The organism is Domibacillus sp. F004 (genome assembly GCF_057814295.1).
Map to the genome: position 1 here is coordinate 376,657 of NZ_JBVATB010000003.1, position 25,860 is coordinate 402,516.

Here is a 25,860-nt window from a genome sequence, read left to right on the forward strand (position 1 = left end):
CCGGAAACGGAGTCGGCCCTTCTATTTTTTAATGAGAACCACTACTGTGACTACCTTCTTCTGTTTCCTCCGAATGTGAATGATTCTCTATCTCGTGTTTGTTCATTGCCTCTTTATTTTGTTCCCAGCTATGAACAGCTAATTCGTCTGCCGTCATAAGCGCACTGCCTTCATTTTCAGCAGCAAATTTTTCTGCCGAAGCTTTATCTTTAAACGATACAACATTATAGGCCATTGGTGTTTTAATCGATTGATTGTAGACATATGTTGCATCATCTACTAAAATCCACTCTTTATCGTTATAATCACGGACATATTGAGCATTCATTTTTTCATTTTCATGATCATGCATCCATCCATACATACAGCCTACATCATCAAAAAGCATCGATTTGCCGTTTTCCAAAATAATTTGAGTAGCATGCTGATCGTCCATCACAGCCATATTGCATACTTCGCACGTATCTGTTTCTTCATTAATCGCAACAGGCAGGGCGACATCATTTCCACATGCGGCAAGCATCATCATGAGGATGCCTGCTATTGCTAAAAAACCACATAATTTTTTCTTCATCTTCTTTTCCTCCCTACTATAAATAAACCAAAACTGACTGCTATCATTACTCCACTCATGACCCATAAACTAAAATAAGAGGATGTTTCTTTTTCAATTTCTACTGTTACGTTCATAAGTGGTGCTGAATCTGTTAACAATTGATCAGCCGGGCTTTTTAACATATTTTGTAATAGAATGAGCCCTGGTGATTGAAAAAACAGTTGATATTCCGGAACATCGTTTGTCAAAGTAAGAAAATAGGGATCGGCCTTAAAGGCAATCTCACTCTCGCCATTTCCGTCTATGTCAACTTTACTGGCAACATCCCAATAATTACTGTTTATTTGATTGTTTGAGCTTTCAATTGCTTGTGCATCGTTAACATTTCCAATGAATGTATTGCTCATTATTTTATTTCCAGTCGATTTTTTAAATTGTACACCAATAAAGTTGTCCATTATTTTATTGGCATTCATCCGGTTATTTTCAGCTTCTTCAATAAAAATACCCACACGGTTGGAAATAAACTTATTTCCAGTCACATTGGTATCTGATGCCCTATAAATTAACAATCCTTGTGCATTCACATGATCGTTATTAGAAGAAAATTGATTGTTTTGAATGACTGTCCGCTTTGATTCCATCACCATTGTACCGGTTGCGTTCTTTCTAGACACATTTTCATCGAGTATATTATCATTTGAAAACATAAGATGCATGCCGTAACGGGATTTTTGGATATCATTTCCATGCAACCTATTGTCATTGCTTTGTTCTAAATAAATGCCATCCGAAACATTGACAATTTTCAGGTTTTTAAATGTATTGTGATCTGACTTCCATACATCAATCCCATTGCCTCGCTTCGCACCAGCAATTTTACTGTCCTGGATGATCACTTCATTCGCATGATCAAGCTTCAGGCCAATACGCTTCGTTTCAATCGTAAGTCCTGATAGCCTATGATTCGAACCGGTAACATGAATAGCGGCATCATCCTTTTTGTCTCCGCAATATTCAATCTTGATATTTTCAAGAGTAACCGCTTTTCCACTAATGGTCACAACCGGCTCTTCTTTACAAGAACGAAGAAGGACTTTTCCCTTTCCTTCCAAATGGATGGGCTCGGAAAGGACGATTGTTTCCTCGTATTCTCCTGCTTCTATTTCAATCGTGCCCCCCTTTGGAGCTTCATTAATTTTAGATTGTAACGTGCCTGCTGCTTCATATACAGAGGGCATGAAAAAGGATAATACAAGTAGAGGCATGATGTACGCCATGATTTTCATTGTTTCAGTACCTTCTCCTATCCGCTCACTTTCACTGCAACTTTTTTTATTCCATTCTATTTATGCTGTGATAAGGTAAAATTGTTTTTGTTTGTCGGCACAGAGAATGGTGAGTCCCCTCTGCTTGATAAATTTTATCATTATTTAAACAAGCGAAGACAGTCCTAAATCTGTTTCTATTTCCTAGCTCCTCTGTACTCTCTATGTAATTATCTTAAATTGAACGAAGATCGATAGATTGTATAAAACGGCCCTAAATGTTTCACTTTAACATTTAACATCACAAAAAAAAAAGATAACGCCTTAATTTGAAAACAAGAGCCCTTCTCACAGAAAAAGCATCCTAATGGATGCCTAAGCCATGAACGAGCCTATTTTGTTAACTTAAAATCTCCTGCTTCATTCACATCGACGTTCAGCCTCTTTGCTGCGTTTAAATACCGTAATATCGTAATGAACCGTGCTTGCCCAATTCCTTGCTTTTCTAAATCGGATTGCATAATAGTAAAAGGAGGAAGTTCCTTCGTTTCTTCCTCTGCCTCGACATACGGAGCAAAGTAATGAGCCACTCTATTCACTTCTTCTTCGGTTATTAAATTTAAGTGCTCAAACTCATTGTTTAACGCTTCTTCAAAACCGTTTAATAGTCCGAAAACATGACCTTCATCCACTTTCTTGATCCCTTGTTTCTTTTGTATTTCATACAATTCACCGAACACTTTTCCTAAGACTATTTTTAAATGTGTCTCCACCATCTCTCCTCCTTTTTCACTATCTTTTGCAAACGAAAACATTTTATCCCCGGGGGGAAAGGAAATACTTTTCATGTTATTCCATTAACATTCTCGTATCATTTTTTAATTGAATCAACATTTGTTCAGCAATCGCATTATACCCGCGCGCGTTCGGATGAACTCCGTCATAAGAGAGATACTGAGGCTGCTCACTATTAATCACATCTGTCGTTTCAATCACTACGGCATAATCCACTTCATTTGCTAGTTGGTAAAGCTTCAAATTCCACTTGGGCAGTATTTTGTCTGCTAAAGAATAAAATTCATTGTCTTGATCCAACGGGTTATATAACTCCAACAAAAGAACGGTCGCATCCGGGTTAAGCTCGTTAATTCGATTCATTGTACTGGAGAGGTTTTGGACGAAATCCGTTTGGAGTCGATCAAATGAGCGGATCGCTTCATAAAAGCCTTCCTCAAAACCAAAGCGCAGCACATCATTTCCTCCAATGTTAATAGTAACAATATCGGCCTTTTTAATTTTCTCGTCAAATTCTCCCTTTTGAACTAACTCGTTTAATTCTTTACTTGTGATTTCATTAATGCCTTCGTTCTGATAAAGAACTTCTTTTTGAATATCCTCTTCCAAGTTCAGCGAAAACGATCTGACTAAATTCTGATTTGAACTGGCCCCAAAACCTTTTATAATCGAATCACCTAACGCTAGATGGTAAAGGATTGGTTTATCGACAGAACGGTAATAATCCGTATACGAAATGTGATGTTTACTCGCCATTGTATGTGAGACAGCAGCCGTTTCTTTTTTCACCTTATCGATTTGATACTGTGGATAATAGAGCCAAATCGATACCCCTAACACGCCTACTCCTAAGAGACTGAGTACATATGCAATGACTTTCATTTTTTCGTCTTGCTTCCTCCTTCTATATACAAACACTTTTAATTATCGTCCCGTTCATACCAAATTATACATAATACAGCTTCTTATCAATCATAAAAGAAGCTAACACTCATAAACTAAAAAGTCAAATAACGAATATGCTACTACAGTGTAATGGAGTGATTGGATATCTGTATGAAAAAAAAATGGTCAATGAAACCTTTTTACGTTATCTTTTTTCTCTTTTACGTAATTTACGTAACTGGAATCAGTTTGTACTTGCTCCGTCTTGTGCCTGGTGATATACCCCAAAACTATAAAGGAACGACAGCTGATCCTGCTGCCTTTTTAACCTCGGCTCAAATTGAAGAGTCCCATCAGCTTGACCTGATCAGCTATTTTACTTTTTTCTTGAAAACACCACTTGATTTTTTCGTTTTCATTGCCGTTCTTTCCTTTTCCAAACGGGTTCGTGATCACGCCAAAAAAATGGCCAAACGCTCCTTCTGGCAATTTTCTTTTTACTATATCGTTCTTTCGCTCACCCTTGCGGCCATTTACCTTCCTCTTGACCTGTTCTTTTTTTATCTCGGCCACCATTATGATTTGACGAGTCAAAGCTTGTACTCTTGGGCAAAAGATTTTCTCCTTGATTTCGGAGTTGATTTCGTCATCATGACGCCTCTCTTATTCGGTGCTTTCTGGCTTATCGGAAAACAGCCGAAAAAATGGTGGATCAGCATGTGGGGGCTTTGCCTGCCTCTTACTGTTTTCATGATGTTCCTTGTTCCACAGTTTATTAGTCCTTTATTTAATGAATATAAACCGCTTGAAAACAAAATGATTCGTACTGAGATTGAACAGCTTGCCGCAGATGCAGGGATTCCCGATGCGGAAATTTTAGAAATGAATATGTCTAAACAAACAAACCAGATGAACGCATTTGTTACAGGAATCGGTTCGAACATGCAAATTGTTCTTGGGGATACGACGCTTCAAAAATTGACGATCGATGAAATTCGTTTTGTGATGGCGCACGAAATTGGCCACTATACGTTAAAGCACATGTACCATCATCTATTCTTAAACATATTCATAACCTTCTACATCGCATTTGGTACGTACTATGTTTATCATTTCCTTTTAAGAAATATCGGTTCACAGATCGGTATTCATAAAGCCAATGATTTTGCGGCTCTTCCCCTTCTTTTGTTAGCGGTATCGTTCGTCAGTTTCCCTGTTTCCCCTCTAGAGAATGCCTATTCACGATATATGGAAATACAGGCGGATGAATATGCGTTGAACATGACAAAGGATAAAGAAGCTGCTATTTCAAGTTTTCAAAAGCTCACTAAAGATTCCAAAACGACCGGGTATGATCCTAATGTGATTCATTTTTTCCAAGGTTCTCATCCCCGTCTCATTGAACGGATTGATTATGTCGAACATTACCGGATTCCAAAGGATAAAGAATAGAGTATAATCTGAAGCCCGGTCTTTCAATAGACGGGTTTTTTCATTACTTATTATCCATAAAGGTGGTAAATTTTCTTTATTATCGTATACTGTAGTTTAATAGAGTTTAAACATGTTTTTGATTTCATCTTAACTATTATGAAGGAGCGTGTTTTATCGTGACCGCTGCAAAAGTTGTATCATTATGGAGATATCCTGTTAAATCAATGATGGGTGAAGAATTGAATGCGTGCGGCATAACAAAAAGGGGACTGTTAGGAGACAGAGCATTCGGCGTCATCGACATGTCCACTAGTAAACTCGCAAATGCAAAAAATCCACTGAAATGGCCGAATATGTTTCAATACCGGGCAGCTTTTACGGAACCGCCACACCTGTCATCGCCTACTCCACCTGTCCGAATCACATTTCCTGATGGCACAACGATTTTAAGTACCGATGAGGAAAGGAACACAAAGCTTTCTGAGAGCTTTAATCGTACAGTACAGCTGTCGAGTCCTTCATCACTCGATGTCGAATTTGAAGGGTACATACCTGAAGATATAGAGGAATTAGAGAATCCAGGGTCCATTTTCACCCGAACATCACCTGAAGGTACTTTTTTTGACATTGGAATCGTTCACATTATTACGACATCCACGATTGATACGTTAAGAAAATCGATCCCCGAGAGCAGAATTGAACCGAGACGATTCAGACCGAATCTCATTATTGATGTTCCAGAAACAGAAGGATTCGTGGAGAATGAATGGATTGGCAAAACATTGACGATCGGTGACCATGTGCAGCTAAAAATTTTGCAGCCGACGAAGCGGTGTGTCATGACGACACTTGCACAAGGCGATCTTCCGAAAGATCCCGCTGTTTTAAAATCCATCGTCCAAAACAATGCCGGCAGTTTCGGTGTTTACGCTGAAGTCGTGACAGATGGAAAGATACATGCTGGAGATCATGTGGAAATTAAATAGAAGAAAAAACACACAGCCTGGAAGAACATTTCTCCTTCAGGCTGTGTGTTTTTATGAATGTTCATGAAGTATCAGGACAGAATAGTGTAGACAATGTATTTTATGAAATCGATTGTACTCTTCATTTCACAGACAGGGAGTTGAAAAAGATAAAAAAATTTTTAGACCCTCCCAAAGTTCTCGTACTGGGCTTTTTGACGATCTCTTTAATTGGAACATTTCTGTTATCTCTGCCTTATGCGACAGTCGATGGAAAAGGGCTGTCCTTTTTAAATGCTTTATTTACATCTACATCTGCTGCTTGTGTCAATGGTCTCGTCGTTGTGGATACAGGCACTACCTTTACCCTGTTTGGACAGCTTGTCATTTTATCGCTCATTCAACTAGGTGGACTCGGGTTTATGACGTTTGCTACCTTTCTTGCTGTTTTGTTGGGGAAACGAATTTCTTTAAAAGAACGGTTGCTGCTTCGTGAATCGATAAACAGCTCGTCCATTTTTGGCGTTGTGACGTTAACGAAAAGAATTATTATTTTTACGGTTATGATTGAAATCGTTGGAGCAATCCTTTTAGCGTTTCGTTTTGCTGCTGAGATGCCGATTGGGAAAGCGATCTATTACGGCGTTTTCCATTCGATTTCAAATTTCAACAATGCAGGTTTTGACATAACAGGGGAATTTAAAAGTTTAGCCCTTTATGCAGAAGATCCGATCGTAAGCCTGACGGTTTGTGCGCTCATTACAGTAGGCGGGATTGGGTTTATTGTCTTGAATGAAGTGTTCGAATACCGGGAAACCCGCCGTTTATCATTACATACGAAAGTTGTACTCGCTACGAGCTTCGTCTTAACATTTGGCGGTACAATTTTCATTTTACTGTTAGAGTTTGGAAACCCGAAAACATTGCAGCCCTTATCTTATTCTGGAAAAGTGTTAGCCTCACTTTTTCAATCTGTTACGCCACGATCAGCTGGTTCCAGCACATTGAATATTCCCGATTTATCGCAGTCTACTTTATTCCTGCTTATTTTTCTTATGTTCATCGGAGCTTCTCCCGGTTCAGCTGGGGGCGGGATTAAAACAACGACTTTCGCGACTTTATTAGGGGCTGTCTGGTCACAGATAAAAGGGAGAGAAGATGTTGTATTCTTTCGCCAATGTATTCCTTTTGGCACCATTTATAAAGCTCTTACCGTCACAATCAGCGGGTTATTTCTCGTTATCATCCTTACGATGCTGCTGACGATTACGGAAAGTGGCAAAGACTTTTTAATGATTTTATTTGAAGCCGTTTCTGCCTCTTCTAACGTCGGTTTATCCATGGGGCTGACCCCTGAATTATCACCGGTTGGCCGTATACTCATTATTTTCGCCATGTTTGCAGGGAGAGTTGGACCTTTAACGATTGCCTATGCCGTTGCGACAAGAGAAAAACCGAATGCGTTCCGTTATCCGAAAGGAAAAATAATGATTGGCTAATGAATTTGTAAGGAGTGTGGCGACAAGATGCCAAAAGAACAATTTGCGGTCATTGGGATGGGCCGATTCGGAACGAGTATTGCAAAAAAACTGAATGAAACCGGTCATGAAGTGATGGGTATTGATATAAACGCGGACGAAGTTGAAGATGCTGAATTATTTATTACGCATGGAGCTGTAGCCGATACGACTGAAAAAGCAACGTTAAAATCCATCGGGATTAGCAATTTTGATTGTGTCATCGTGGCGATTGGGAGCAATATGCAGGCAAGTATTTTAACCGTATTGCTTTTAAAAGAATTAGGGATTAAAAAAATTATCGCGAAAGCACTGAGCGAACTACACGGGCAAGTGTTAGAAAAAGTCGGAGCGGATTGGATTGTCTATCCAGATAAAGATATGGGCGAACGTGTTGCCCATCAGCTGTTATCGCCTAATGTCTTAAACTTTATCGAATTGTCGAATGAGTACAGCATAGAAGAAATAAAAACCCCTTCAGGCATGGTAAGTAAAAGTTTGCGGGATCTTGGTATACGAGCAACGTATCATTTAAATGTGATTGCCGTCACGAGCCATGACAAAATGACTATCTCCCCTTCACCGGACCATGTCATTAACGAGGGTGATATTTTAATCGTAATCGGCAAACAAGCAGATCTATCGGCATTTTCCAACTTAAAATAGCCCACTTGTTTTGAATATGTGCCCATCACATACCCCATACGTCAGAGGTATTTTTTCCTTTCTGACGTTTTTTTTCGTATCGTTGATAAACCCAAATGGCCATGGCTAGCCAAAACCCTCCTGCTAAGTAACCGCTTATAATATCCGTTGGGTAATGCACACCTAAATAAATACGGCTCGTTCCTATCATCACAATCATCATCGTACTGATAATAATTAAGAGCATACGGCCCCATCTAACAGGTATATGACGCCAAAGCAGAAAAGTAAGAATGCCATATAGTGTCAGCGCGTTTGTCGCATGGCCGCTTGGAAAACTATATCCCCCAACTTCAATAAGCCGGTGAAAATCGGGGCGCGCTCTCTGAAAGAACACTTTTAATGATACAAACAGAATGTTCGAGCCTAGAACGACTGCTATAAATAAAATAAGTTCTGAGCGGTGTTTGAATACAGTGTAAAGGAAAAATAACACAAAAAGTGATAGTACCACGATCAACTTGATTGAACCAATAAACGTGAATAATTTCATAACCACCGTCAACATCGGCGATTCCAGTCCTTGAATGAATGAAATCACCGTTTGATCAAACCGAATAATTCCACGGCTGCTTACTAAAAAAGCCATATAGCTAAATCCAATTAATGAAACGAGACTGATGATAAAAGCAACAGAAAGCTGAGACTTTAAGTTCATGAAAACAAATACCCCCGATTTTTGCAACATATTCCATTGGCTATTCAGTCTATCACACAGGAAAACACCATTCAAAAATCGAATGGTGTCAGCAGAAGAACGCTCTCTTACATAGGGTCTTTCAATCTTTCTGGAGGCCTTGTTTTCACATTAAGCAAATCCAGTCTGACAGCATTCAATGCTTCACCGAAAATGGCCACGGTTTGACGGTCAGGCGCGAATTCTTTCTTATTCCATTTAAGTACATTTTCCACATAGCCCAGCCGATCAGCATTGTATCTGCCGGCGATGTTTTGATAGGCATTGAGTTCATACGTACCATCCCTGTCAAAATCAACGGGATACAGTCCCGATAAAGGAGATACCCAGCCTTCGATTGGCTCTTTCAGCGTCCCATCGGCATGATAGATCTCCGCTAAATAGTCAGCACCTTTATACATGAGATCAATCGTATACTTTTTCTTGTTAAAGCTCGTCACCGTAGCCTTATAGTGATCTTTGTATGTCACATTATAAGCGTATTTTTCATTAAATGTTTCAGAATCAAAGATCTGATGAATTTTCCCATTTATATAGGAAAACAGATAGGCATAAATCGTTCCGCCGCTTCCCCCTGTGTTAATGACAATAAGGATATCCTCCACTTTGTCACCTGTAAATTCACCAAGAAAAATGGTCGGATTATAACCGGCATTTTCTTTCAAAGGGATTTTTTCGTACTGATTCGTTCGTCCATTCCGAACGACAAGGGTGATATTTTGCCAATAAGGACTATCCGGAGTTTGATCGGCTGTTAAATAAACCGTATCAATGGTGCCGTCCCCGGTCACATCTCCCCTTTTCACTTGAACAACCTTATTGTTTTCCGCCTGTAGTTGACGCTTCATTTCAAACAGCTTTTCTTTAGACGGGTAAGGAGTGGACGTGGACAGTGCTTTATGAATAGTCGTTAACGCTTGATCGAACAATTCTGCTTTCATTTGCGCATCAGCGAGATAATACCAATAAACAGGAGAATCCATCTCTTGAAGCAAAGCTTTATAGTAATTCGCTACTTTATTGAAATAATAAGGGTATACGTCCGTCGCTTTAATAAGTTCATTAGCACACCAACGAAAGATATCTATTTGATAGGCATTTGCCGTATCATGATTCCAAAGAGCAATCTCATACGTACCAAGACGATCATTCATCTTTTCCACGATCATTTTGCTATAGGTCTTTTTATTTGGCGTCAAATGCTGAAAACCTTCCGGTGTCCACTGCAGCAAATCAAGCTCTGACCAAATTCCAGCAATCTGCCAGCCGATGAGCAATGTGTTGATCGTACTGTTCACAACAGGTGCTGCCACTAAATCCGTTATGCTGTACCCGCTCCCTTTCATGTGGGCCACTTGATACCATGTATGACAGTACTCTTTTAGAATGATAATGTAGTTTTCACCATGGTTCTTATAAGCTCCCACCAGTTCCAGACAGCGGTCTCCGTCTAAATCCGCCAACAAGATGGCAGGATGTTTATCTGGCTGTTGCAATTCTAGAACTTCGGCTCCTTTGGGTAAAAACGCCTTTAAGAGTAGTACGTAGTCTGTCCTCATTTTCTCCATATCGCACACCTCACCTGCTTATATTCCCCTTAACTAATATATGCAGAGCACATCTATTTGGACAGCTTGACAAAGCGAAGTGAGCCTTTACTCTTTTATCCATTGGCGCAATTTCGTTTTAGAGAAATACACTTGTCCATTTAATTTAACATGAGGAATATCGGGATGTTCTTGAATTAGCACTCTTGCCTCTTCTTTTGTAATCCCTAAAAAATGATGGATGTTGCTCTCCTTTAATAGTTCACGTTGATCATTTTTTTTAAAATAATCCAAAAAACTTTTATCGGTTGGATTTTGATAATTCCGTAGTCCCTCACAAATAAAATAGCCAGCAATCGCCAGTCCAGCACCTATAAACAAATCCATTTGCTCCCCTCCTGTTTTTTTTTCATTACATTTGTCCATATATATGTCTCTCATAACACCAAATTCCTCTAATATCCGCCGAAAGCAAAAAACCCTGTCCGTTAAAACAGAGTTCTTCACTTATTCTAAACTGTTATAAATGCCGTATTCTTCTTGCTTTTCCGTTAACCACGCTGTTATTCTGTTGATAATTTCTCCTGTTAAAAATTCATCGTCTCGCTCCTAACACGTTTTCCACATTCATTGTAAAAAAGAAAAGTGAAAATACGGTAAAAAGCCGCCTGCAATACATGCAAGCGGCTTTTCTTCTTTACTTAAACCATCCTTTTTCTTTCGATTGAGAAATGGCTTCAATTCGATTTTTCACTTCAAGCTTGTCAAAAATAGTAGAAATATAGTTTCGTACGGTGCCATTTTTAATCTGGAGTTCTTCCGCAATTTGTTTTGTATTTTTCCCATCCGCTACAAGCTCTAGTACATCCTTTTCCCGCTCCGTGAGCGGATTTTCTTCGCTGTAAAAGTCATCCATCAATTCAGGTGCATACACGCGTCTTCCCGTCATAATGTTGCGGATAGAGCTGGCAAGCTCTTCACTCGGGCTGTCTTTCAACAAATAACCGCTGACTTTCGCTTTTATTGCCCGCTGAAAATAACCTGTGCGGGCAAATGTTGTTAAAATAATGATTTTGCAGCCGCTGTCTTTTAACTCTTCTGCTGCTTCTAATCCCGTCTTCAACGGCATTTCAATATCCATAATGCATACATCCGGCTGTAATGTCTGAACGAGCGCAATCGCTTCCTCCCCATTGGCTGCTTGTCCGACTACTTCCATATCGTCTTCTAAACTGAGCAGCGAGCCTAATGCCCCGAGCAGCATTCGCTGATCTTCGGCAATAACGATTCGAATCATGTATACTCCTCCTCATCACGCTGTTTTACGTCATTTGGTACATCCATAATAATCATCGTTCCATTATCTAATCGAATATCTAGACTGCCATTTACAAATTCAAGCCGTTCTCGCATGCCAAGAAGGCCGCTTCCTTTTCCAATATCTTGTCTGGCCATCCCAATGCCATCATCTTTTATGATCAACCGCAGGCCCGTTTCCGTCTGCTTAATGCTAATATCGCAAGAAAAGGCCTGGCTATGTTTGACAATATTGGTCACCGCTTCTTTCATGCACATGCTTAACATATTCTCAACAAATAAAGATACGTTGTTTAATTTAAATTCTTTTTCACCTGTATATTCAATTTGTGCCGCTTTTAACAGTTGTTGAACGAGCACAATTTCCTCATTAATTCGAATGCCTCGCATCGATGAAACTAAATTCCGTACTTCGTTTAATGCTGTTCTGGCAGTTTGCTGCACATCAATTAATTCCTCTTTTGCCTTTTCTGGGTCTTTATAAATAAGCTTTCTCGCAAGGTCACTTTTCAAACCGATAAGAGACAGCCTTTGTCCGAGCGTATCGTGAAGATCGCGGGCAATGCGCTGACGCTCTTCTTGTTTGACCAATTCAGAAATGCGATTGTTCGCCATTTGCAGTTCCGCTTCAAGCTTGTCCTGTTTTTTTCGATTATATAGGTTAAACGGCATTAATATGACACTAATAAATACAATCACAATGAGCGGCAGCTGCTGAATAAAAAACGGATCTTGCAGAACTAGATTATAATTGATCGAAAAGGCTGTGCCGACTATATGAATGATGTACGCCGTAATGAAAGCCGCTCTCTTTTTTACATTGCCGTTATAATAGGCAATATAAAAGGCAAAATAGATAAACTGAAAGAGGATCGTCATGATGATCGATATGCCTACTAAAACACAGATCCACACATAAACAGGCCAATTTTTAGATAGAAACGCGAACCGAAAGCTCACATAAAAGAGAATTGTCAGCGTGATTCCAAAAATAATTTCCTTTGTTGAGTGAGACTGGAATATAAAATAAAAGGGCAAAAAACTTAAAATACTCCATATATATGGAGACATACCTGAACTTTTTTGAAAGACTGTCGTCCGTTTTTTCATCCGCGTTCCTCATTTTTCTTGTACTTGCTTCTTATTATTAGTACAACTATACCAATTTCCTGTAAAAAAAACCATATTCCCGTTAAGACGGAAACATGGTCATAAACATATTTTTATGTGATTTATTCACTCATAACCGTTTTTTTCAACGATTTAACAGATTGATTCGCATCTTTAAATGTAACAAATTTATTCCTTTGCTCATCCCACAATCGGAACTTTACGGACTGAATACTCGTCCAGAGCGTAATCGTTGGTACATTTTGCAAAGGATCCGCATTGTTGTGTGCCGCTTCTAATTGATAATTCGGTACACGCGGGCTTAAATGATGCACGTGGTGAAAACCAATGTTTCCTGTAATCCACTGCAACGGTTTTGGAAGCTTGTAGAAAGAGCTGCCTTCCACTGCCGCTTGCACAAAATTCCAATTTTCATCTTCTTCAAAATAAGAATCTTCAAATGTATGCTGTACATAAAAGAGCCAAACACCCATTGAACCAGCAATCCAGAACATCGGACCGTGTACGAGCAGGAATGACTGCCAGCCAATCGCCCAGCAAAGCAATGCGGCACTTCCAAAAATCAGCACATTCGTAACATACGTATTCATGCGTTCTTTTTTTCTTGCTCCTTTTTCATTAAAGCGATTCGTAATAAGGAATACCCAGATGGGCCCAATGACGAACATAACAAATGGATTCCGGTAAAGACGGTATGCGATCCGTGTTTTTAATGGCGCCGTTAAATATTCGTCCACCGTCATCATCCACATGTCACCTGTTCCCCGTTTATCCAAATTACTGCTTGTTGCATGATGGATATTGTGGCTGTGTGCCCATTGGTCATAAGGGAAAAACGTTAAAACACCGGTAAGCGTCCCGACAATTCGATTCCATTTTCTATTTTTAAAAAACGAGTGGTGACAGCAGTCATGAAAAATAATGAAGATCCGTGTAATAAATCCTGCGCCAATAACCGATAAACCTAACGTAAGAAAATAGGAAATGGACAAGCTTTGATACGCCAGATACCAGATGACGACAAACGGGACAATCGTGTTAATGAGCTGCCAAACACTTGCTTTCGTATTTGATTTTTCGTATGGGGCAACTTGTTTTCGTAAAACTTTTGCTTTTTCTTTGCTCATATTGTTGTATTCCCTCCGCTAATTGATGATATACCTCATTATAACGAAGGGATTTTCACTTGTGCAGTAGCACCCGTCATGCCCTGAGTATGACAAGTGTCATAGATAAAGAATGTACTGTACTGCTCGATTTTATTCACTTAAAATCAAACCACGTTCGCTCTGAACACTTATCTAAATCTCATTCTATACTCCGCTTGAAAGGTTTCCCCTGCCCCCAGCTTATTAATACCGAACTTTTCCTTTAATTCTCCCGATGTCTCGTGGGTATCAGCTACACCGTACCACGGTTCAATACAGATAAAAGGGGCAATTGTGCCTTCTTCCTGATTGTAGTTAGACCAAATCCCCACAAATGGAAAGTCTTTTAGCGTGACGTCGATTCCATAGCTTGTCTTTTTCGATTCAAGGGTGACATAATCAACATTACTATAAATAGATGCATCATTTGCGAATAAGGACGGGGTTAATGTAAAAGATTGAACACCATCAGCCGGCCCTTTCTCCTTAATGAGAGAATCTGTTAGTTCGTATTCCATCGCTTTCTTATTTTCAGCTGGAATGGCTTTTATTTTATAATCCTCGACTGTTTCATTTTCGAAAAGCGGAATTCGAAACGCTGGATGCGCACCGATCGAGAAATACATCTTTTCTTTGTTTTCATTCGTTATTTCCCAGCGAACGACAAGGGACGCCTCATTTAATGTATAGTGAATAACAGCCTTGAATTCATACGGATATATGTTCGTGAATAAACCAGCCGATTCAAATTGAAAAGAAGCACTGTCTGCTGTTTGCGCGGCAATCTCAAAGTTGACATCGCGCAGAAAACCATGTTGTGACATCGGATAAACCTGTCCATCTACTGTATACTGATCTTCTTTTAAACGTCCCACAATAGGAAACAACACTGGGGATACACGCCCCCAATACTTATTGTCACCTGTCCACATATAATCCAATTCATTTTTCTTATGGTACACTTCTCGTACTTCGGCTCCTTCTGTTAAGATGCCTACTTTTAGCCAATTATTTTCAATCGTAATGATCATTTCTTATACCCCTTATCTTTATAAAATGTCTCCTTCTTATTATGACGGATCTAATAAGAAAAACAATCATCTTTACCCTTAAACAGGGGTATTGAATCACTTGTTTTCTCCTTTTCACAACTCAAAAAGTTCAGCAGATAGTATGCTGAACTTATCCCTTTTCTGCCTCATCCATGTCAACGACATCATAGGATGGGTTTTCACACTTTTTTATTCTCATCGCTTTCACATTTAAAATGGTGCGGAGTCCTGCGATGACTGTTTTAAGATCTGTTACAGAAGTGCTTTTATTCTCTGTAATGATATCTTCTACTAGCCGTTCAAGTCCCTCTATTTCCCCTAATTGACTTTTCAAATCCATAATTTCTTGATGACTAATGTTATATTTGAGCCTGTGAGCATATTTATTTCTGAATTCATTAAATTCAAGCAGCATTTCGCATTGATTGTGGTCGATCAAGTTAAAAGCATACGCTATTTCTGCTTTTGTCCGAAATCGTTCTTTATACAGTTCTAATATGTCTGAATTCGGGATAAAACCTTCAAGCAGCTTATTTAATTCATTTTCGATATATAGATGACCTCTTAAAATTAAATATAGCTTGTCGTTTTGATCATCTAAATCGTCTATAAAAGATTCTCTGTCTGATTTTGATTTCATACATTCACTCCCCTCTCGTTCATGTTCGTTTAGCTAGAAAAGGAATATCAAAAAGACGAGCCATTTAAACTCGTCCTTTTTACGAGGAACTTTTACTCAAAGTCGTCAGGATTATGGTCTTTTGGCTTTACTTCTTTTTCACCGGGAGCTCGTTGCGGCTCAATATCTTGTCCTTTTTCTTTTTTTTCTTTTTGCTCCACTGAATCATTGCGCTTTACATTTGTCTCTTTTGTCATAACGTATTCCTCCTCTCAAATCATTACATGTATACTCTTTATCCCTTTTTATTCATTATAAACACGGCTATGCCGTAATGCTTCCTATGTTTACATACGAACAGACCTGGAGTACCAGGTCTGTTTCTTCTTACGTTTATTATACTTTACTTACATTCGTTGCTTGCGGACCACGTTGACCATCTTCTACTTCAAAAGTCACTTCCTGGCCTTCATCTAATGATTTGTACCCTTCGCCTTCAATGGCAGAGAAATGTACAAATACATCCTCTCCCCCTTCACGTTCAATAAACCCAAATCCTTTTTCACTGTTAAACCATTTCACTTTACCACTTTCCATTTCGTTCCTCCTAGCATCAAAAGTACTTCACATCGCAATTTTAAATTGCTTCATTTATTATTTCTACTTCGTCATTTTTTATACATGCTTCAACTAATTCTTCACTTCGAATGGAGATTAAGGACTTCTGGGCAAAAAATTCGGCTTATTTTCATCTGTTCATTTCTTTGACAACAAACACATGTTTCTATATAATGAATATAGAACAAATTTTCGTCATTGATATATGAGCCTTTCCTGGAATTAGTTTCGTCTTATTATGAAACAATAATGGAAAGCGTTTTTCTTTCAATAGGCGCTTATTTTCGGGAAGGATGATCATGATAATGAGTGCAGATAGACAAGCGGCATTAGATGCGGCATTAAAGCAAATTGAAAAGCAGTTTGGCCGTGGGGCGATTATGAAGTTAGGGGAACAAGCCGACAAACGTGTGAGCGCTGTTTCCAGCGGATCTATCCAAGTTGACAAAGCGTTAGGGATCGGCGGATATCCGAAAGGCCGTATTATTGAAATATATGGACCGGAATCATCCGGTAAAACGACTGTTTCTCTTCATGCCATTGCAGAAGTGCAAGCACAAGGAGGAACGGCTGCATTTATTGATGCGGAGCATGCCCTTGACCCTGTTTATGCAGAAAAGATTGGTGTAGACATTGATGAACTCCTTCTTTCTCAGCCAGATACAGGCGAACAGGCGCTTGAAATTGCAGAAGCACTTGTGCGAAGTGGAGCGGTAAATATTTTGGTCATCGATTCAGTCGCCGCTCTTGTTCCAAGAGCAGAAATTGAAGGGGAAATGGGTGCTTCACACGTTGGCTTACAAGCTCGACTCATGTCACAGGCGATGCGTAAATTAAATGGAGCGATTAGTGAAACGGGTACCATTGCTATCTTTATTAACCAAATAAGAGAAAAAGTAGGCGTTATGTTTGGCAATCCTGAAGTGACACCCGGAGGACGGGCACTCAAATTCTATGCATCTGTCCGTGTAGAAGTTAGACGTTCTGAACAAATTAAATCAGGAACAGAAATTCTCGGAAACAAAACGAAAATCAAAATCGTCAAAAATAAAGTGGCACCGCCTTTCCGTACAGCAGAAGTAGACATTATGTACGGAGAAGGGATTTCAAAACAAGGGGAAATCGTCGACTTAGGCGCTGAAACAGAGATCCTTGAAAAATCAGGTGCATGGTATTCCTACAACGGAGAACGAATTGGCCAAGGACGCGAGAATGCAAAAGTCTTTTTAAAAGAGAACAAAACCATTTCCGATGAAATCGAAATGAAGATTCGAGCCCACTTAGGGATTAATGAATAAGAAAAGATCAGGCTTCTAGCAGCATCACCCGTATTTCAACAACGAACAAAGCATCGGTGGGATAACCGATGCTTTGTATTTTTGGTTGCGTACCATCCTCTCTTTTCTCTTTTGCGTTCCTCATTTTAAATCCTGAAGTTCATTTACCGTTACAAACGTATAGCCTTCGTTGGATAATGCTTGTAATACTCCTTTGATTGCTTGAAGTTCTTTACCTGTGTCGTCATACATCGGATGCATTAAAATAATCGAACCCGGTTTTACATAACCTTTTACATATTTCACTTTGTCAGAAGCAGCGGTATAATGGCTATCTGGTTCCATATTCCAAGTTATCGTGTCTCTATTTTGTTTATGCAAGTAATAAGGCAAGCCTACAAGTTTTTTACCATTTGGTGGCCGAAAATCAATCTCGCCCTTGTAACCTGCTTTTTGAATTAACTGGTCTGTTTTTTCAATTTCTTTTTTAATATACGACGGCTTTTTAAAAACCATTCGATTATGAGAATACGTGTGATTGCCAATTTGATGCCCTGCTTCTACCACTTTTTTAGCTTCCTGTGGGTATTCCTCTATTTCTTTGCCAATAAAAAAGAAGGTAGCCTTTGCATCGTATTGATCTAACAAGGGCAGAATCTGATGTATGTTTTTCGATGGACCGTCATCAAATGTTAAAGCAACGACCTTTTGATTTGTCTCCACCTGGTCGGTTAAACCTCCAAATACCTGATACGTTCTTGCATTCATTACTTTATATGTACTAAGCAATAGAAGGAAAACGACTACAACTCCTATCCCCATTAATTTCTTTTTCATCCGTTCATCCTTTCTTTTAAAACGAAAGGGAGTTGTCCCAAATTACTTACTTTTAAGACAGCTCCCTCTTATTTTATCGTTGTTCTCCTTCATGAGAAGCTGTTTTTCTTCCATTCAATATCCTTGTTCCAAATAAAACCGTATTCGCTATTTTTTCAATGCCGAAAAACTTCTTACCATCGATCCAACAAACATCACACACGCCCCGCCAATGAGCAGCGTGAATAGTGTTGATTTATTGATCACGTCCAGCGGATAGAGGATACCGCTTAAAATCGCGATAAATCCGATCACTGTTAATCCCCAGGCTAGTTTTTGCATACATCAAACACCTTCTATCTATTCTTTTTTTCTATTATACATGAAAAATAGCGGAGCATCCTTTTTCAAAAAGGAAAAGCCTTTCCGTCCGTTTATGTACTAGTTTCATTGAGTTTTCTCCAAAAAAGCAGTACACTTACGCTATCAAATTCTGGCTAAAGGAGAACGGTCTGATGATTCATTTTGTCGCATTAGATTTCGAAACCGCGAATGTGAGCCGGAGCAGTGTTTGCTCCATCGGCCTTGTAAAAGTTGAGGATGGCGAGATTGTCGATACATATTACTCACTCGTCAACCCTAACGAACGGTTTGATAACCGCAACATCGCGGTCCATGGCATCCATCCAACAGATGTGCAAGATGCCCCGATGTTTCCAGAAGTATATGAGGAGATATTGGCCTTTATTGGTTCTAATCCAATCGTTGCTCATTTCGCCCAATTTGATGTGAACGTGCTGCGCAGCACAGTCGAAAAATATACACTCCCGCTGCCGGACAACCCCTATTTCTGTTCGTGCATGCTCGCAAAAAGATTACTGAAGCTGCCTTCCCATAAACTGAACGTCGTCGCCAATTATTTCAATTTCCAGTTTGAGCATCATCATGCCCTTGAAGACGCCATTGCCTGCGCAACGATTGTCATTCATATGGCAAAAGAACACACAACTCTTCACCATCTGCTTAATGAAATCAACTACTCATTCGGCTATCTGAACGGACCGGCTTTCCGTAAAAACAATGTATCCCGTACAAAAAGACCGGTAAAGGTGGAACTAGACAAGCATCACCCTTTTTATGAAAAATCGCTCTGCTTTACTGGTCTGCTCACTTCTATGAAACGTAAAGACGCGATCGAACTCGTAACGAAACGGGGCGGGCACGTTCATACGTCCCTCAAAAAAGAAACCGATTATCTCATTGTCGGTGAATCAGATGCAATAAAGTACCGAAAAGGAGACGTGTCGTCTAAAATTCGTCAAGCAAAAGAGTGGCAGCAAACGGGGCATAAAGTAAAGCTTGTATCCGAGCAGAAATTTTTCGAAGCAGTGTTTAAAGAATAAAGTGAAAAAAAAGCGGACACCACTCTGCCTCCTGAGGAGACATGACTGTTGTCCGGTATGATAATGTTATGTTAGAAGACGCTCTTCATTAAAGTGTTTCTCGGGGCTCCAGTGCTAATTGCTCTTTTAAAAGCCATTTATGATAAAAGTACTCTCCTGCTGCAACAACAGCAGCAGTCAGTAATGATTCTGTACCATATTCTTCATACCCAAGCATATCTAACCCGAGCCATAAAATAAGTGCTGTTAATACGAAGTCTCCGATCGTTGCGGATAAATTCCTCATACTTGATAAAATGGTCATGTCGCCCGCATAACCAACAAGTAGGATAGATAGACCCAACAACGTTGAATCGAGCAAAGAAACATCGAAAAATACAGTCAGCATAAGCCAGACAACAGGAAAAACAAGCATCGCTTTTATTATCAAAGCTTTTCCATGATTCAACATGTAACATCTCCTTTTGTTTTTTATTTCCGTCACATGTTGTCTCTAGATTCTCAACATAAATTCCTCTGCTAGAAACACCCCGTTAGAATGCCCTCTTTACTCATAGTCATTCACATTTTTCTCCTTCCACTCTTTATTGTGCCAGCTGATCATGGGGGAGCTTTTTCCAAGGTTTCACATCTTTTTATGACGGACCTCCTGTGCCACCTGCCTCTACAGGAATTCTTCGTTTAATCCTTCATGATTTGAGCACGGAGGGTTCATCTGCCCTAAATATGTCATAATTCTTTGTTCTCTCGTTTCGTCATAAAAGGACTGATTTCTATACCAGTGATCGTAGTCCAAATCATTTTTGCTTGAGTTGCATGTGGGACATGCCGGGATAATGTTTTCCTTGCCAAAGCTGCCGCCTTTTGAAAAGGGGATAACATGTTCGAACGTTAATTTTTCTTTCTTGCCGCAATATGCACATCTATTATTGAAATAATGGACAATATACTTCCATTCAGCATCCGTCAAAGAAAAATCTCCCCGATCCCGATGCCTTTTCTCTTGCGCTATGATTGCACAATTCTTTACTTTCTTTTGCCTGGCTGCAGCGTACTCGTATAATTCATGGATGTCCAGTAATTCTTCGAGACCTATAAGCTCAATGGCAGAATGAATTGTCAAAATCGAATATGCCGTTCGTTCTTTTTTGTCTTCATCATCCGCTTCTAAGTACAAGACAACAAACACTTCAACCATTTCTTCTGACGTTGCAATCGAATTTTTTTCCTCTAATGTGGCGTAATAATGATCGATAAACGCCTTTTGCTTTTCTGTTAAGTTCATATCACCTTACCTGCCTTTAGATTATGTGTACGAACGTTCGCTGCGCTTATTCTTTTCTTTTTAATTTCCCTTTATCTTTTCCTATTTTCATTCGGTGTATGACCTTCATTACGCCTTGATCACATAAAAAAGCACCCGCTAGGATGCTTTTTGTTTAGATATTCAACATGACCTCGGATTGGGAATCCGCTTTTCAACTCCGCAGCGGGAGACTCACTAAAAAAGTTGTTCCTTCGCTCGAGGTGGAAACCAATTCGATTTTCCCTTCATGATTTTGAACAATTCTTTGCACAAGTGTCAAACCTAAGCCGGTTCCATCTCCTTTCGATGTTGAAAACGGATGATATAAAGATTGTTGCATATCAAGAGGAATTCCTGTGCCCGTATCTTGAATATAAATGTGATAAAACCCGCTTTCTTTCGTTGAATAAATATGGATCTGTCCTCGTCCATTTATCGCTTCTTTACTATTGCGAATTAAATTGTAAAAGACTTGTTTCATTTGATTTATATCAACGAATACAGGCAATCGCTCTATATTAATGATAAAGTCAATCTGTTCTTCTTTCAAAGAGGAATGAGTCATTAACGGCAAAATATCATTAATAACGTCTTCTATGTACATTTCTTTTAAAATAGGTGCCCCGGGTTTCGAAAGAAGAAGCATGTCCTCAACAATGATATTAATGCGGTCAATTTCTTTCATGACTAACGGCAAATAAAATTGCTCTTTCTCCATGTCAGAGATCTCATCATTCATCAAGGATAGAAAACCTTTAATGACCGAGAGTGGATTTCGAATTTCATGAGCTGCACCTGCAGCCAATTCTCCAACAAGGGCTAACTTCTCCGATTGATTGATTCTCTTTTCTAATTCTTCTGTTTTCGTTATATCGATGAAATAAAAGATTCTTCCAATGACTTCTTTCTGTTGATTGATTAACTCCGATTGAGAAACGAGCAATTGATATTTTATGTCCTGGATTTTCAACGGCACCTTTATATTTTCACAAATTTGTCCGTTCAGCAAAATATCCCAAAAAAATTTATTTTGGAAATACTCTCTATTATCCATAAGGTTTTTTATCTTTTCATTATCTACACCTAATACATTTTCAGCCGACTTGTTAAGTGTAAAGAGAGATGTTTGATCGTCACTCGTAATAATACCCACAGGTAATGAATTTAAAATTTGGTCTCGATAAATTTTATCAGCTAAAATCGTATCAAAGGATTCTTTTAATCGGAACGACATTTGATTAATCGATTCGGTTAAGTGCTGCAATTCAAGTTGATTTGTTTCATTGATCGTTAAGCCATATTGGCCACTTGCTATATCGTTGACGCTATGAATCATTTTTTCAATCGGTTTTGTTAAGCTGCTGCTAATTTTATACGATGCATAGATCGATAAAGTAACTACCCCGCATGTTATTAAAATTAAGAGGACTAACGCTTCTTCAATGATCGTTGAAAAATCATTCGTATGATCATTTAAAGAGGTGAAAGTTTCTTCCTCCAAGCTTTTCAATTCCTGATTTAGTTTTTCCATTCTCGGGAGGTATTGATCTTTAATATATTTTTTAGACGCCTCTTCATCTCCGTACATAATGAGTCCCTGCACATTGTTGACAATCATAAAATCCAATAAATCCATTTCTCGTTCAATGCTTTCCATTGATCTTGGTATTGGAACTTTCTTTTCTTTTATTTGTGGAGGCTCTTTCCTTTCTTGTAACTGATACCTTTCGATAAAGTGAGTACTGTCATTATTCAAGATGTAGGTTTCAACTATATGTTGTTTAATACTTAACTCTTTTTCCCAATAAGAAGTCCACACAATGCCTGGAATGTTATGATCTTTCACTTCTTTGCTCACTAGACTGATTTCTTCAATTGATTGAACAAAGATGAGTGAAAAGCCGCTCAATATAATTGTATTCAAAAGGAGAATAGTTAATATTTTATTGCGAAACGGCATTTTCAAAAAGCTTTTATTCATCACATTTTTCCTTGTCCCCTACTGTTCAACAGATCAATCTTCCCAGTTCAATTTATTAACCTCTGAACGTATATATTGTTTTTCCTCTTCTGTATACATCGGGCCAAATGGAGCCAGATTGTACACTCCATCTGTTTCATTCAATAGGACTTTCCCTTGTGGAATCCCTTCCTTGCTAAAATAGTCTCTCATTACAGCAATATACGCCTGTGAAACATCATTCACGACACTCGTTAATACGTGTTGTTCGCCCATATAAGATTGATCGTCCAAATAGCCGATCACAAAAATGTTTTTCTCTTTTGCGTAATCAATCACATCTCGATTATATCCATTCCCTTTTGTAAAGATGACATCGACACCTTGATCCATCATTTTTTTCATCAATTCAACCGCTTTTTCCCCATCATCTCTGCTATTTACAACGCTGTAATAGAACAATGCTTCCGGTTTATATTGCTTTAGCCCTTGTTCAAATCCAGGGAGTCTCTTTCTCGCATCATAGGCATCTAGCAAACCGATCTTATTGCTTTTTGTTTTTAGAACGGCTGCCATAGCCGCAATGTATTCAATCTTATTTTGATCGAATGTATAAACGGTTTGGTTCGGGTGTTTTGCGGTCCCGTGAATCGTGACAAAATGAATATCAGGATACGTCGCTGCGATTTTTGTAAAAAAGCTTGAGAATTCACGGCCATGACCAATAATCACCTTAGAACCTTCTGCAACCGCCTTTGTTATCGTGTCTTCCATCTGCTTTTCGGTTTTGATCTCACTAAATAATGCAACGGCTACAGGGAATTGCTCCTCTACTTTCATCTTGCCCTTATAAGCAAGACTTCCCCAGCTTTGATCTTCAATGACATCAGAGGTGATAATCGTCATCTTTGTTTTTTCTAGTTGATTCTGTGTTGTCGTATTGTCTAAAATCATCTCTGTTTTAAACAAAATAATAGATAAAAACGTGAAAATAACGATGATCGTTATCCATAACAGTAATTTACGCTGTTTCGATTGCGGCATTCCAGTCCCCCTATCAAACAAGTCTTTTAATTGTATCTTTAAAAAGTCACGTATCGACTCACATTCCAGAATATGCAGGAACTTTATTTCTATCTTAAATAATTGATTAATTTGTTATTATACCAAATCTTTCATTATGTATTATACTCTCTATCCCTTATTTAAAAAAGAGGCTGCGAAAAACTCTTCGTTTTTAAAGCGATAAGGCATATTGCATGATCTTTTACCATTGGAATGAAGTTTCACTTTATGGGTAGCCTACTGTTGTAGTTTTTTTGTTTTTTGTAGATGAAATGTAAAAGACCTTATCACAATGCATTGTAAAGGACTGAAGAGGATGTTAACAGAAGATCAGCTAGCCCATTTTCGTACAGATTTAATGAACAGGAAGACTGAATTAGCCTCCCATTTTGAAGATAATGATCATTTCGATTTACAGAGAAGCCTCTCAGATTCGATAAGTGAATTATCTGTATATGACAACCACCCAGCCGATGTAGGCACAGAGTTATATGAGCGTGGGAAAGATGTGGCGCTTAATGAACACGCCGAACTGGAACTGCAAGGAATTGATCAAGCATTAGAAGCGATGAAGGATGGAACGTACGGCAAATGCAAAACATGCAAAGAAGAAATACCAATCGAACGTTTAGAAGCTTTGCCAACAGCTTTATACTGTATTGATCATTCACAAGATCAGAACGTTTCCCGCGATCGGCCTATTGAAGAAAGCATATTAACACCTCTTTCTGAAAAATTTGACAGAGGGACAGCAGATGAAAATGTCGCCTATGATGCGGAAGATTCATGGCAAGATGTGGCGCAATATGGAACTTCTGAATCGCCATCTGACTTTGCAACTCCACCGGAAGACTATGATGACATGTATGTAGACTCGGAGGAAAACGTTGGATACGTAGAAGACTACGAAAATTTTGTCGGAGTGGACATTACGGGGAAACATGTGAAGGTCTATCCAAATAAACAACATGAACATTATGAAGATGTATTAGATGAAGAAGGTTTAATGACTGAATTTGGGGACCTTCCGGCCTCAGAGCAGGAACCCTATACAAAGAAAAAATAATGGAATCAGGCAGCTTGAGTTTATATAAAAGCAAACTCAAGCTGCTCTTTTTTATAAATGTTAGGAACAATAAGAGTTATTTTTCGGAATTTGCGATATCAGACATGTTCTTTCCAGCTAAACGTTCAGCTCGTCTTACATCTACCTTTCGCTGCTGCAAGCACTTCGCAATTTGAACGTGTAATCCTCTGCCCGGTTGCTTCATTCCGCTTATCCCTCCTTTCCTCTTTTTATTATCTCCATATAAAGCGTTGCTACTCGGTCATAGCCCAATCCCAATATAATGGATTAAAGGTACCATACGCCTGGAATTGACCGTTTTTATGAAATTCCATAAATCCATACCGTTCTAACCAACGGTAGGCATTTTTTCGTTTCTCATCATCAAAAACAACAAACAAATATTCATTTTGTTTTAAACGATATCTGAACTGAAGAATGATGTCGATCGCTTTTTTTAAGCCTTCTAGTCCGCAATCTCCGGTTGACTTATCATTTTTGCCTTTCGGACTATGATTTTTCCATTTGTTCGCCTTTTTTCGTGTATCAGTAATAATGATCCCGACATTCCATACATATACCATTCGATTTGAAACACTCTGCTTTTCACGCCAAAAGTAAATATGCAGCGCCTGGCCGTTGCTTAACGGCTGGCAATACCGAACTTCACTTTTTCTGTTCTTCACAAGGTCACGCAAGATCATCATCCTCTG

29 protein-coding genes are annotated in these 25,860 nt (G+C 39.0%); 7 read left to right on the forward strand and 22 right to left on the reverse strand.

All coding sequences use genetic code 11. From position 1 onward, the window contains the following. Nucleotides 1-28: 28 nt before the first annotated feature. The 4 genes from ACZYRN_RS10470 to ACZYRN_RS10485 all read right to left on the reverse strand — a co-directional run bounded on the left by ACZYRN_RS10470 (nucleotide 29) and on the right by ACZYRN_RS10485 (nucleotide 3,501). Nucleotides 29-574: a nitrous oxide reductase accessory protein NosL gene (locus ACZYRN_RS10470; protein ID WP_488911512.1), complete on the reverse strand. Its 546-nt coding sequence runs from the start codon at nucleotides 572-574 to the stop codon at nucleotides 29-31. After that, complete coding sequence (locus tag ACZYRN_RS10475) at nucleotides 571-1,845, reverse strand: right-handed parallel beta-helix repeat-containing protein (protein ID WP_488911513.1); 1,275 nt, start codon at nucleotides 1,843-1,845, stop codon at nucleotides 571-573. Before ACZYRN_RS10475 ends, ACZYRN_RS10470 begins: the two co-directional genes overlap by 4 nt. Before the next feature lie 371 nt (nucleotides 1,846-2,216). Further along, a complete protein-coding gene (locus tag ACZYRN_RS10480) occupies nucleotides 2,217-2,597 on the reverse strand; it encodes a hypothetical protein (protein WP_488911514.1) in 381 nt (126 codons plus the stop codon). A 76-nt stretch (nucleotides 2,598-2,673) separates the two neighbouring features. Further along, nucleotides 2,674-3,501 (reverse strand): GDSL-type esterase/lipase family protein, encoded by an 828-nt coding sequence (locus ACZYRN_RS10485; protein ID WP_488911515.1) that lies wholly within the window; start codon nucleotides 3,499-3,501, stop codon nucleotides 2,674-2,676. Between the two features lie 174 nt (nucleotides 3,502-3,675). On the opposite strand from ACZYRN_RS10485, the gene ACZYRN_RS10490 reads away from it, so the two are divergent. From ACZYRN_RS10490 to ACZYRN_RS10505, 4 genes are all read left to right on the forward strand, one after another. After that, entirely contained in the window at nucleotides 3,676-4,956 is a 1,281-nt protein-coding gene (locus ACZYRN_RS10490; RefSeq protein ID WP_488911516.1) for a M48 family metallopeptidase, read from the forward strand. A 158-nt stretch (nucleotides 4,957-5,114) separates the two neighbouring features. Continuing rightward, nucleotides 5,115-5,924 (forward strand): MOSC domain-containing protein, encoded by an 810-nt coding sequence (locus tag ACZYRN_RS10495; RefSeq protein ID WP_488911517.1) that lies wholly within the window; start codon nucleotides 5,115-5,117, stop codon nucleotides 5,922-5,924. 140 nt (nucleotides 5,925-6,064) lie between these two features. After that, nucleotides 6,065-7,402, forward strand: coding sequence for a TrkH family potassium uptake protein (locus tag ACZYRN_RS10500; RefSeq protein ID WP_488911754.1), 1,338 nt, complete (start codon nucleotides 6,065-6,067; stop codon nucleotides 7,400-7,402). 27 nt (nucleotides 7,403-7,429) lie between these two features. Then, nucleotides 7,430-8,086 carry a potassium channel family protein gene (locus ACZYRN_RS10505; RefSeq protein WP_488911518.1) on the forward strand — a complete coding sequence of 219 codons (657 nt, stop codon included), beginning with the start codon at nucleotides 7,430-7,432 and terminating at the stop codon, nucleotides 8,084-8,086. Between the two features lie 25 nt (nucleotides 8,087-8,111). On the opposite strand, the gene ACZYRN_RS10510 is transcribed toward ACZYRN_RS10505, so the two are convergent. From ACZYRN_RS10510 to ACZYRN_RS10555, 10 genes are all read right to left on the reverse strand, one after another. Beyond that, on the reverse strand, nucleotides 8,112-8,783 hold the full coding sequence (locus tag ACZYRN_RS10510; protein WP_488911519.1) for a phosphatase PAP2 family protein: 672 nt from the start codon (nucleotides 8,781-8,783) through the stop codon (nucleotides 8,112-8,114). A 107-nt stretch (nucleotides 8,784-8,890) separates the two neighbouring features. Beyond that, entirely contained in the window at nucleotides 8,891-10,390 is a 1,500-nt protein-coding gene (locus ACZYRN_RS10515) for a hypothetical protein (protein WP_488911520.1), read from the reverse strand. Nucleotides 10,391-10,477: 87 nt separating this feature from the next. Further along, entirely contained in the window at nucleotides 10,478-10,756 is a 279-nt protein-coding gene (locus ACZYRN_RS10520; RefSeq protein ID WP_488911521.1) for a DNA-binding protein, read from the reverse strand. 310 nt (nucleotides 10,757-11,066) lie between these two features. Beyond that, nucleotides 11,067-11,666, reverse strand: a complete 600-nt coding sequence (locus ACZYRN_RS10525) for a response regulator (RefSeq protein ID WP_488911522.1) — start codon at nucleotides 11,664-11,666, stop codon at nucleotides 11,067-11,069. Then, nucleotides 11,663-12,796, reverse strand: a complete 1,134-nt coding sequence (locus ACZYRN_RS10530; protein WP_488911524.1) for a sensor histidine kinase — start codon at nucleotides 12,794-12,796, stop codon at nucleotides 11,663-11,665. The genes ACZYRN_RS10525 and ACZYRN_RS10530 overlap by 4 nt, the downstream gene beginning before the upstream one ends. A gap of 122 nt (nucleotides 12,797-12,918) precedes the next feature. Beyond that, a complete protein-coding gene (gene desA, locus ACZYRN_RS10535; RefSeq protein ID WP_488911525.1) occupies nucleotides 12,919-13,944 on the reverse strand; it encodes a Delta(5) desaturase DesA in 1,026 nt (341 codons plus the stop codon). A 170-nt stretch (nucleotides 13,945-14,114) separates the two neighbouring features. Next, the gene (locus ACZYRN_RS10540; protein WP_488911526.1) at nucleotides 14,115-14,996 is read right to left on the reverse strand and encodes an aldose 1-epimerase family protein; all 882 of its coding nucleotides are present in this window, start codon (nucleotides 14,994-14,996) and stop codon (nucleotides 14,115-14,117) included. 151 nt (nucleotides 14,997-15,147) lie between these two features. Next, nucleotides 15,148-15,657: a hypothetical protein gene (locus ACZYRN_RS10545; RefSeq protein ID WP_488911527.1), complete on the reverse strand. Its 510-nt coding sequence runs from the start codon at nucleotides 15,655-15,657 to the stop codon at nucleotides 15,148-15,150. Nucleotides 15,658-15,749: 92 nt separating this feature from the next. Further along, nucleotides 15,750-15,893 carry a hypothetical protein gene (locus ACZYRN_RS10550; protein WP_488911528.1) on the reverse strand — a complete coding sequence of 48 codons (144 nt, stop codon included), beginning with the start codon at nucleotides 15,891-15,893 and terminating at the stop codon, nucleotides 15,750-15,752. 139 nt (nucleotides 15,894-16,032) lie between these two features. Then, a complete protein-coding gene (locus ACZYRN_RS10555) occupies nucleotides 16,033-16,233 on the reverse strand; it encodes a cold-shock protein (protein ID WP_488911529.1) in 201 nt (66 codons plus the stop codon). A 326-nt stretch (nucleotides 16,234-16,559) separates the two neighbouring features. Here ACZYRN_RS10555 and recA point away from each other — a divergent pair, with 326 nt between their 5' ends. Continuing rightward, a complete protein-coding gene (recA, locus tag ACZYRN_RS10560) occupies nucleotides 16,560-17,552 on the forward strand; it encodes a recombinase RecA (RefSeq protein ID WP_488911530.1) in 993 nt (330 codons plus the stop codon). A gap of 120 nt (nucleotides 17,553-17,672) precedes the next feature. On the opposite strand, the gene ACZYRN_RS10565 is transcribed toward recA, so the two are convergent. Both ACZYRN_RS10565 and ACZYRN_RS10570 read right to left on the reverse strand, forming a co-directional pair. Beyond that, nucleotides 17,673-18,368, reverse strand: coding sequence for a polysaccharide deacetylase family protein (locus tag ACZYRN_RS10565; RefSeq protein ID WP_488911531.1), 696 nt, complete (start codon nucleotides 18,366-18,368; stop codon nucleotides 17,673-17,675). 147 nt (nucleotides 18,369-18,515) lie between these two features. Beyond that, the gene (locus ACZYRN_RS10570; protein ID WP_488911533.1) at nucleotides 18,516-18,689 is read right to left on the reverse strand and encodes a hypothetical protein; all 174 of its coding nucleotides are present in this window, start codon (nucleotides 18,687-18,689) and stop codon (nucleotides 18,516-18,518) included. Nucleotides 18,690-18,862: 173 nt separating this feature from the next. Here ACZYRN_RS10570 and ACZYRN_RS10575 point away from each other — a divergent pair, with 173 nt between their 5' ends. Continuing rightward, nucleotides 18,863-19,750, forward strand: a complete 888-nt coding sequence (locus ACZYRN_RS10575; RefSeq protein WP_488911534.1) for an exonuclease domain-containing protein — start codon at nucleotides 18,863-18,865, stop codon at nucleotides 19,748-19,750. 88 nt (nucleotides 19,751-19,838) lie between these two features. On the opposite strand, the gene ACZYRN_RS10580 is transcribed toward ACZYRN_RS10575, so the two are convergent. The 4 genes from ACZYRN_RS10580 to ACZYRN_RS10595 form a co-directional block, all read right to left on the reverse strand. After that, on the reverse strand, nucleotides 19,839-20,201 hold the full coding sequence (locus tag ACZYRN_RS10580; protein ID WP_488911535.1) for a DUF2512 family protein: 363 nt from the start codon (nucleotides 20,199-20,201) through the stop codon (nucleotides 19,839-19,841). Nucleotides 20,202-20,414: 213 nt separating this feature from the next. Further along, a complete protein-coding gene (locus ACZYRN_RS10585) occupies nucleotides 20,415-21,035 on the reverse strand; it encodes an HNH endonuclease (RefSeq protein WP_488911536.1) in 621 nt (206 codons plus the stop codon). A gap of 193 nt (nucleotides 21,036-21,228) precedes the next feature. Continuing rightward, complete coding sequence (locus ACZYRN_RS10590) at nucleotides 21,229-23,037, reverse strand: sensor histidine kinase (RefSeq protein WP_488911537.1); 1,809 nt, start codon at nucleotides 23,035-23,037, stop codon at nucleotides 21,229-21,231. A gap of 33 nt (nucleotides 23,038-23,070) precedes the next feature. Then, nucleotides 23,071-24,060 carry a BMP family ABC transporter substrate-binding protein gene (locus tag ACZYRN_RS10595; RefSeq protein WP_488911538.1) on the reverse strand — a complete coding sequence of 330 codons (990 nt, stop codon included), beginning with the start codon at nucleotides 24,058-24,060 and terminating at the stop codon, nucleotides 23,071-23,073. A gap of 337 nt (nucleotides 24,061-24,397) precedes the next feature. Between ACZYRN_RS10595 and ACZYRN_RS10600 the strand changes: the two genes are divergently transcribed. Continuing rightward, entirely contained in the window at nucleotides 24,398-25,147 is a 750-nt protein-coding gene (locus tag ACZYRN_RS10600) for a TraR/DksA C4-type zinc finger protein (RefSeq protein ID WP_488911539.1), read from the forward strand. Between the two features lie 76 nt (nucleotides 25,148-25,223). Here ACZYRN_RS10600 and ACZYRN_RS10605 read toward each other — a convergent pair whose 3' ends face one another. Further along, nucleotides 25,224-25,352 (reverse strand): hypothetical protein, encoded by a 129-nt coding sequence (locus ACZYRN_RS10605; RefSeq protein WP_488911540.1) that lies wholly within the window; start codon nucleotides 25,350-25,352, stop codon nucleotides 25,224-25,226. Between the two features lie 49 nt (nucleotides 25,353-25,401). After that, complete coding sequence (locus tag ACZYRN_RS10610) at nucleotides 25,402-25,854, reverse strand: hypothetical protein (RefSeq protein WP_488911541.1); 453 nt, start codon at nucleotides 25,852-25,854, stop codon at nucleotides 25,402-25,404. Between the last annotated feature and the right edge of the window lie 6 nt (nucleotides 25,855-25,860).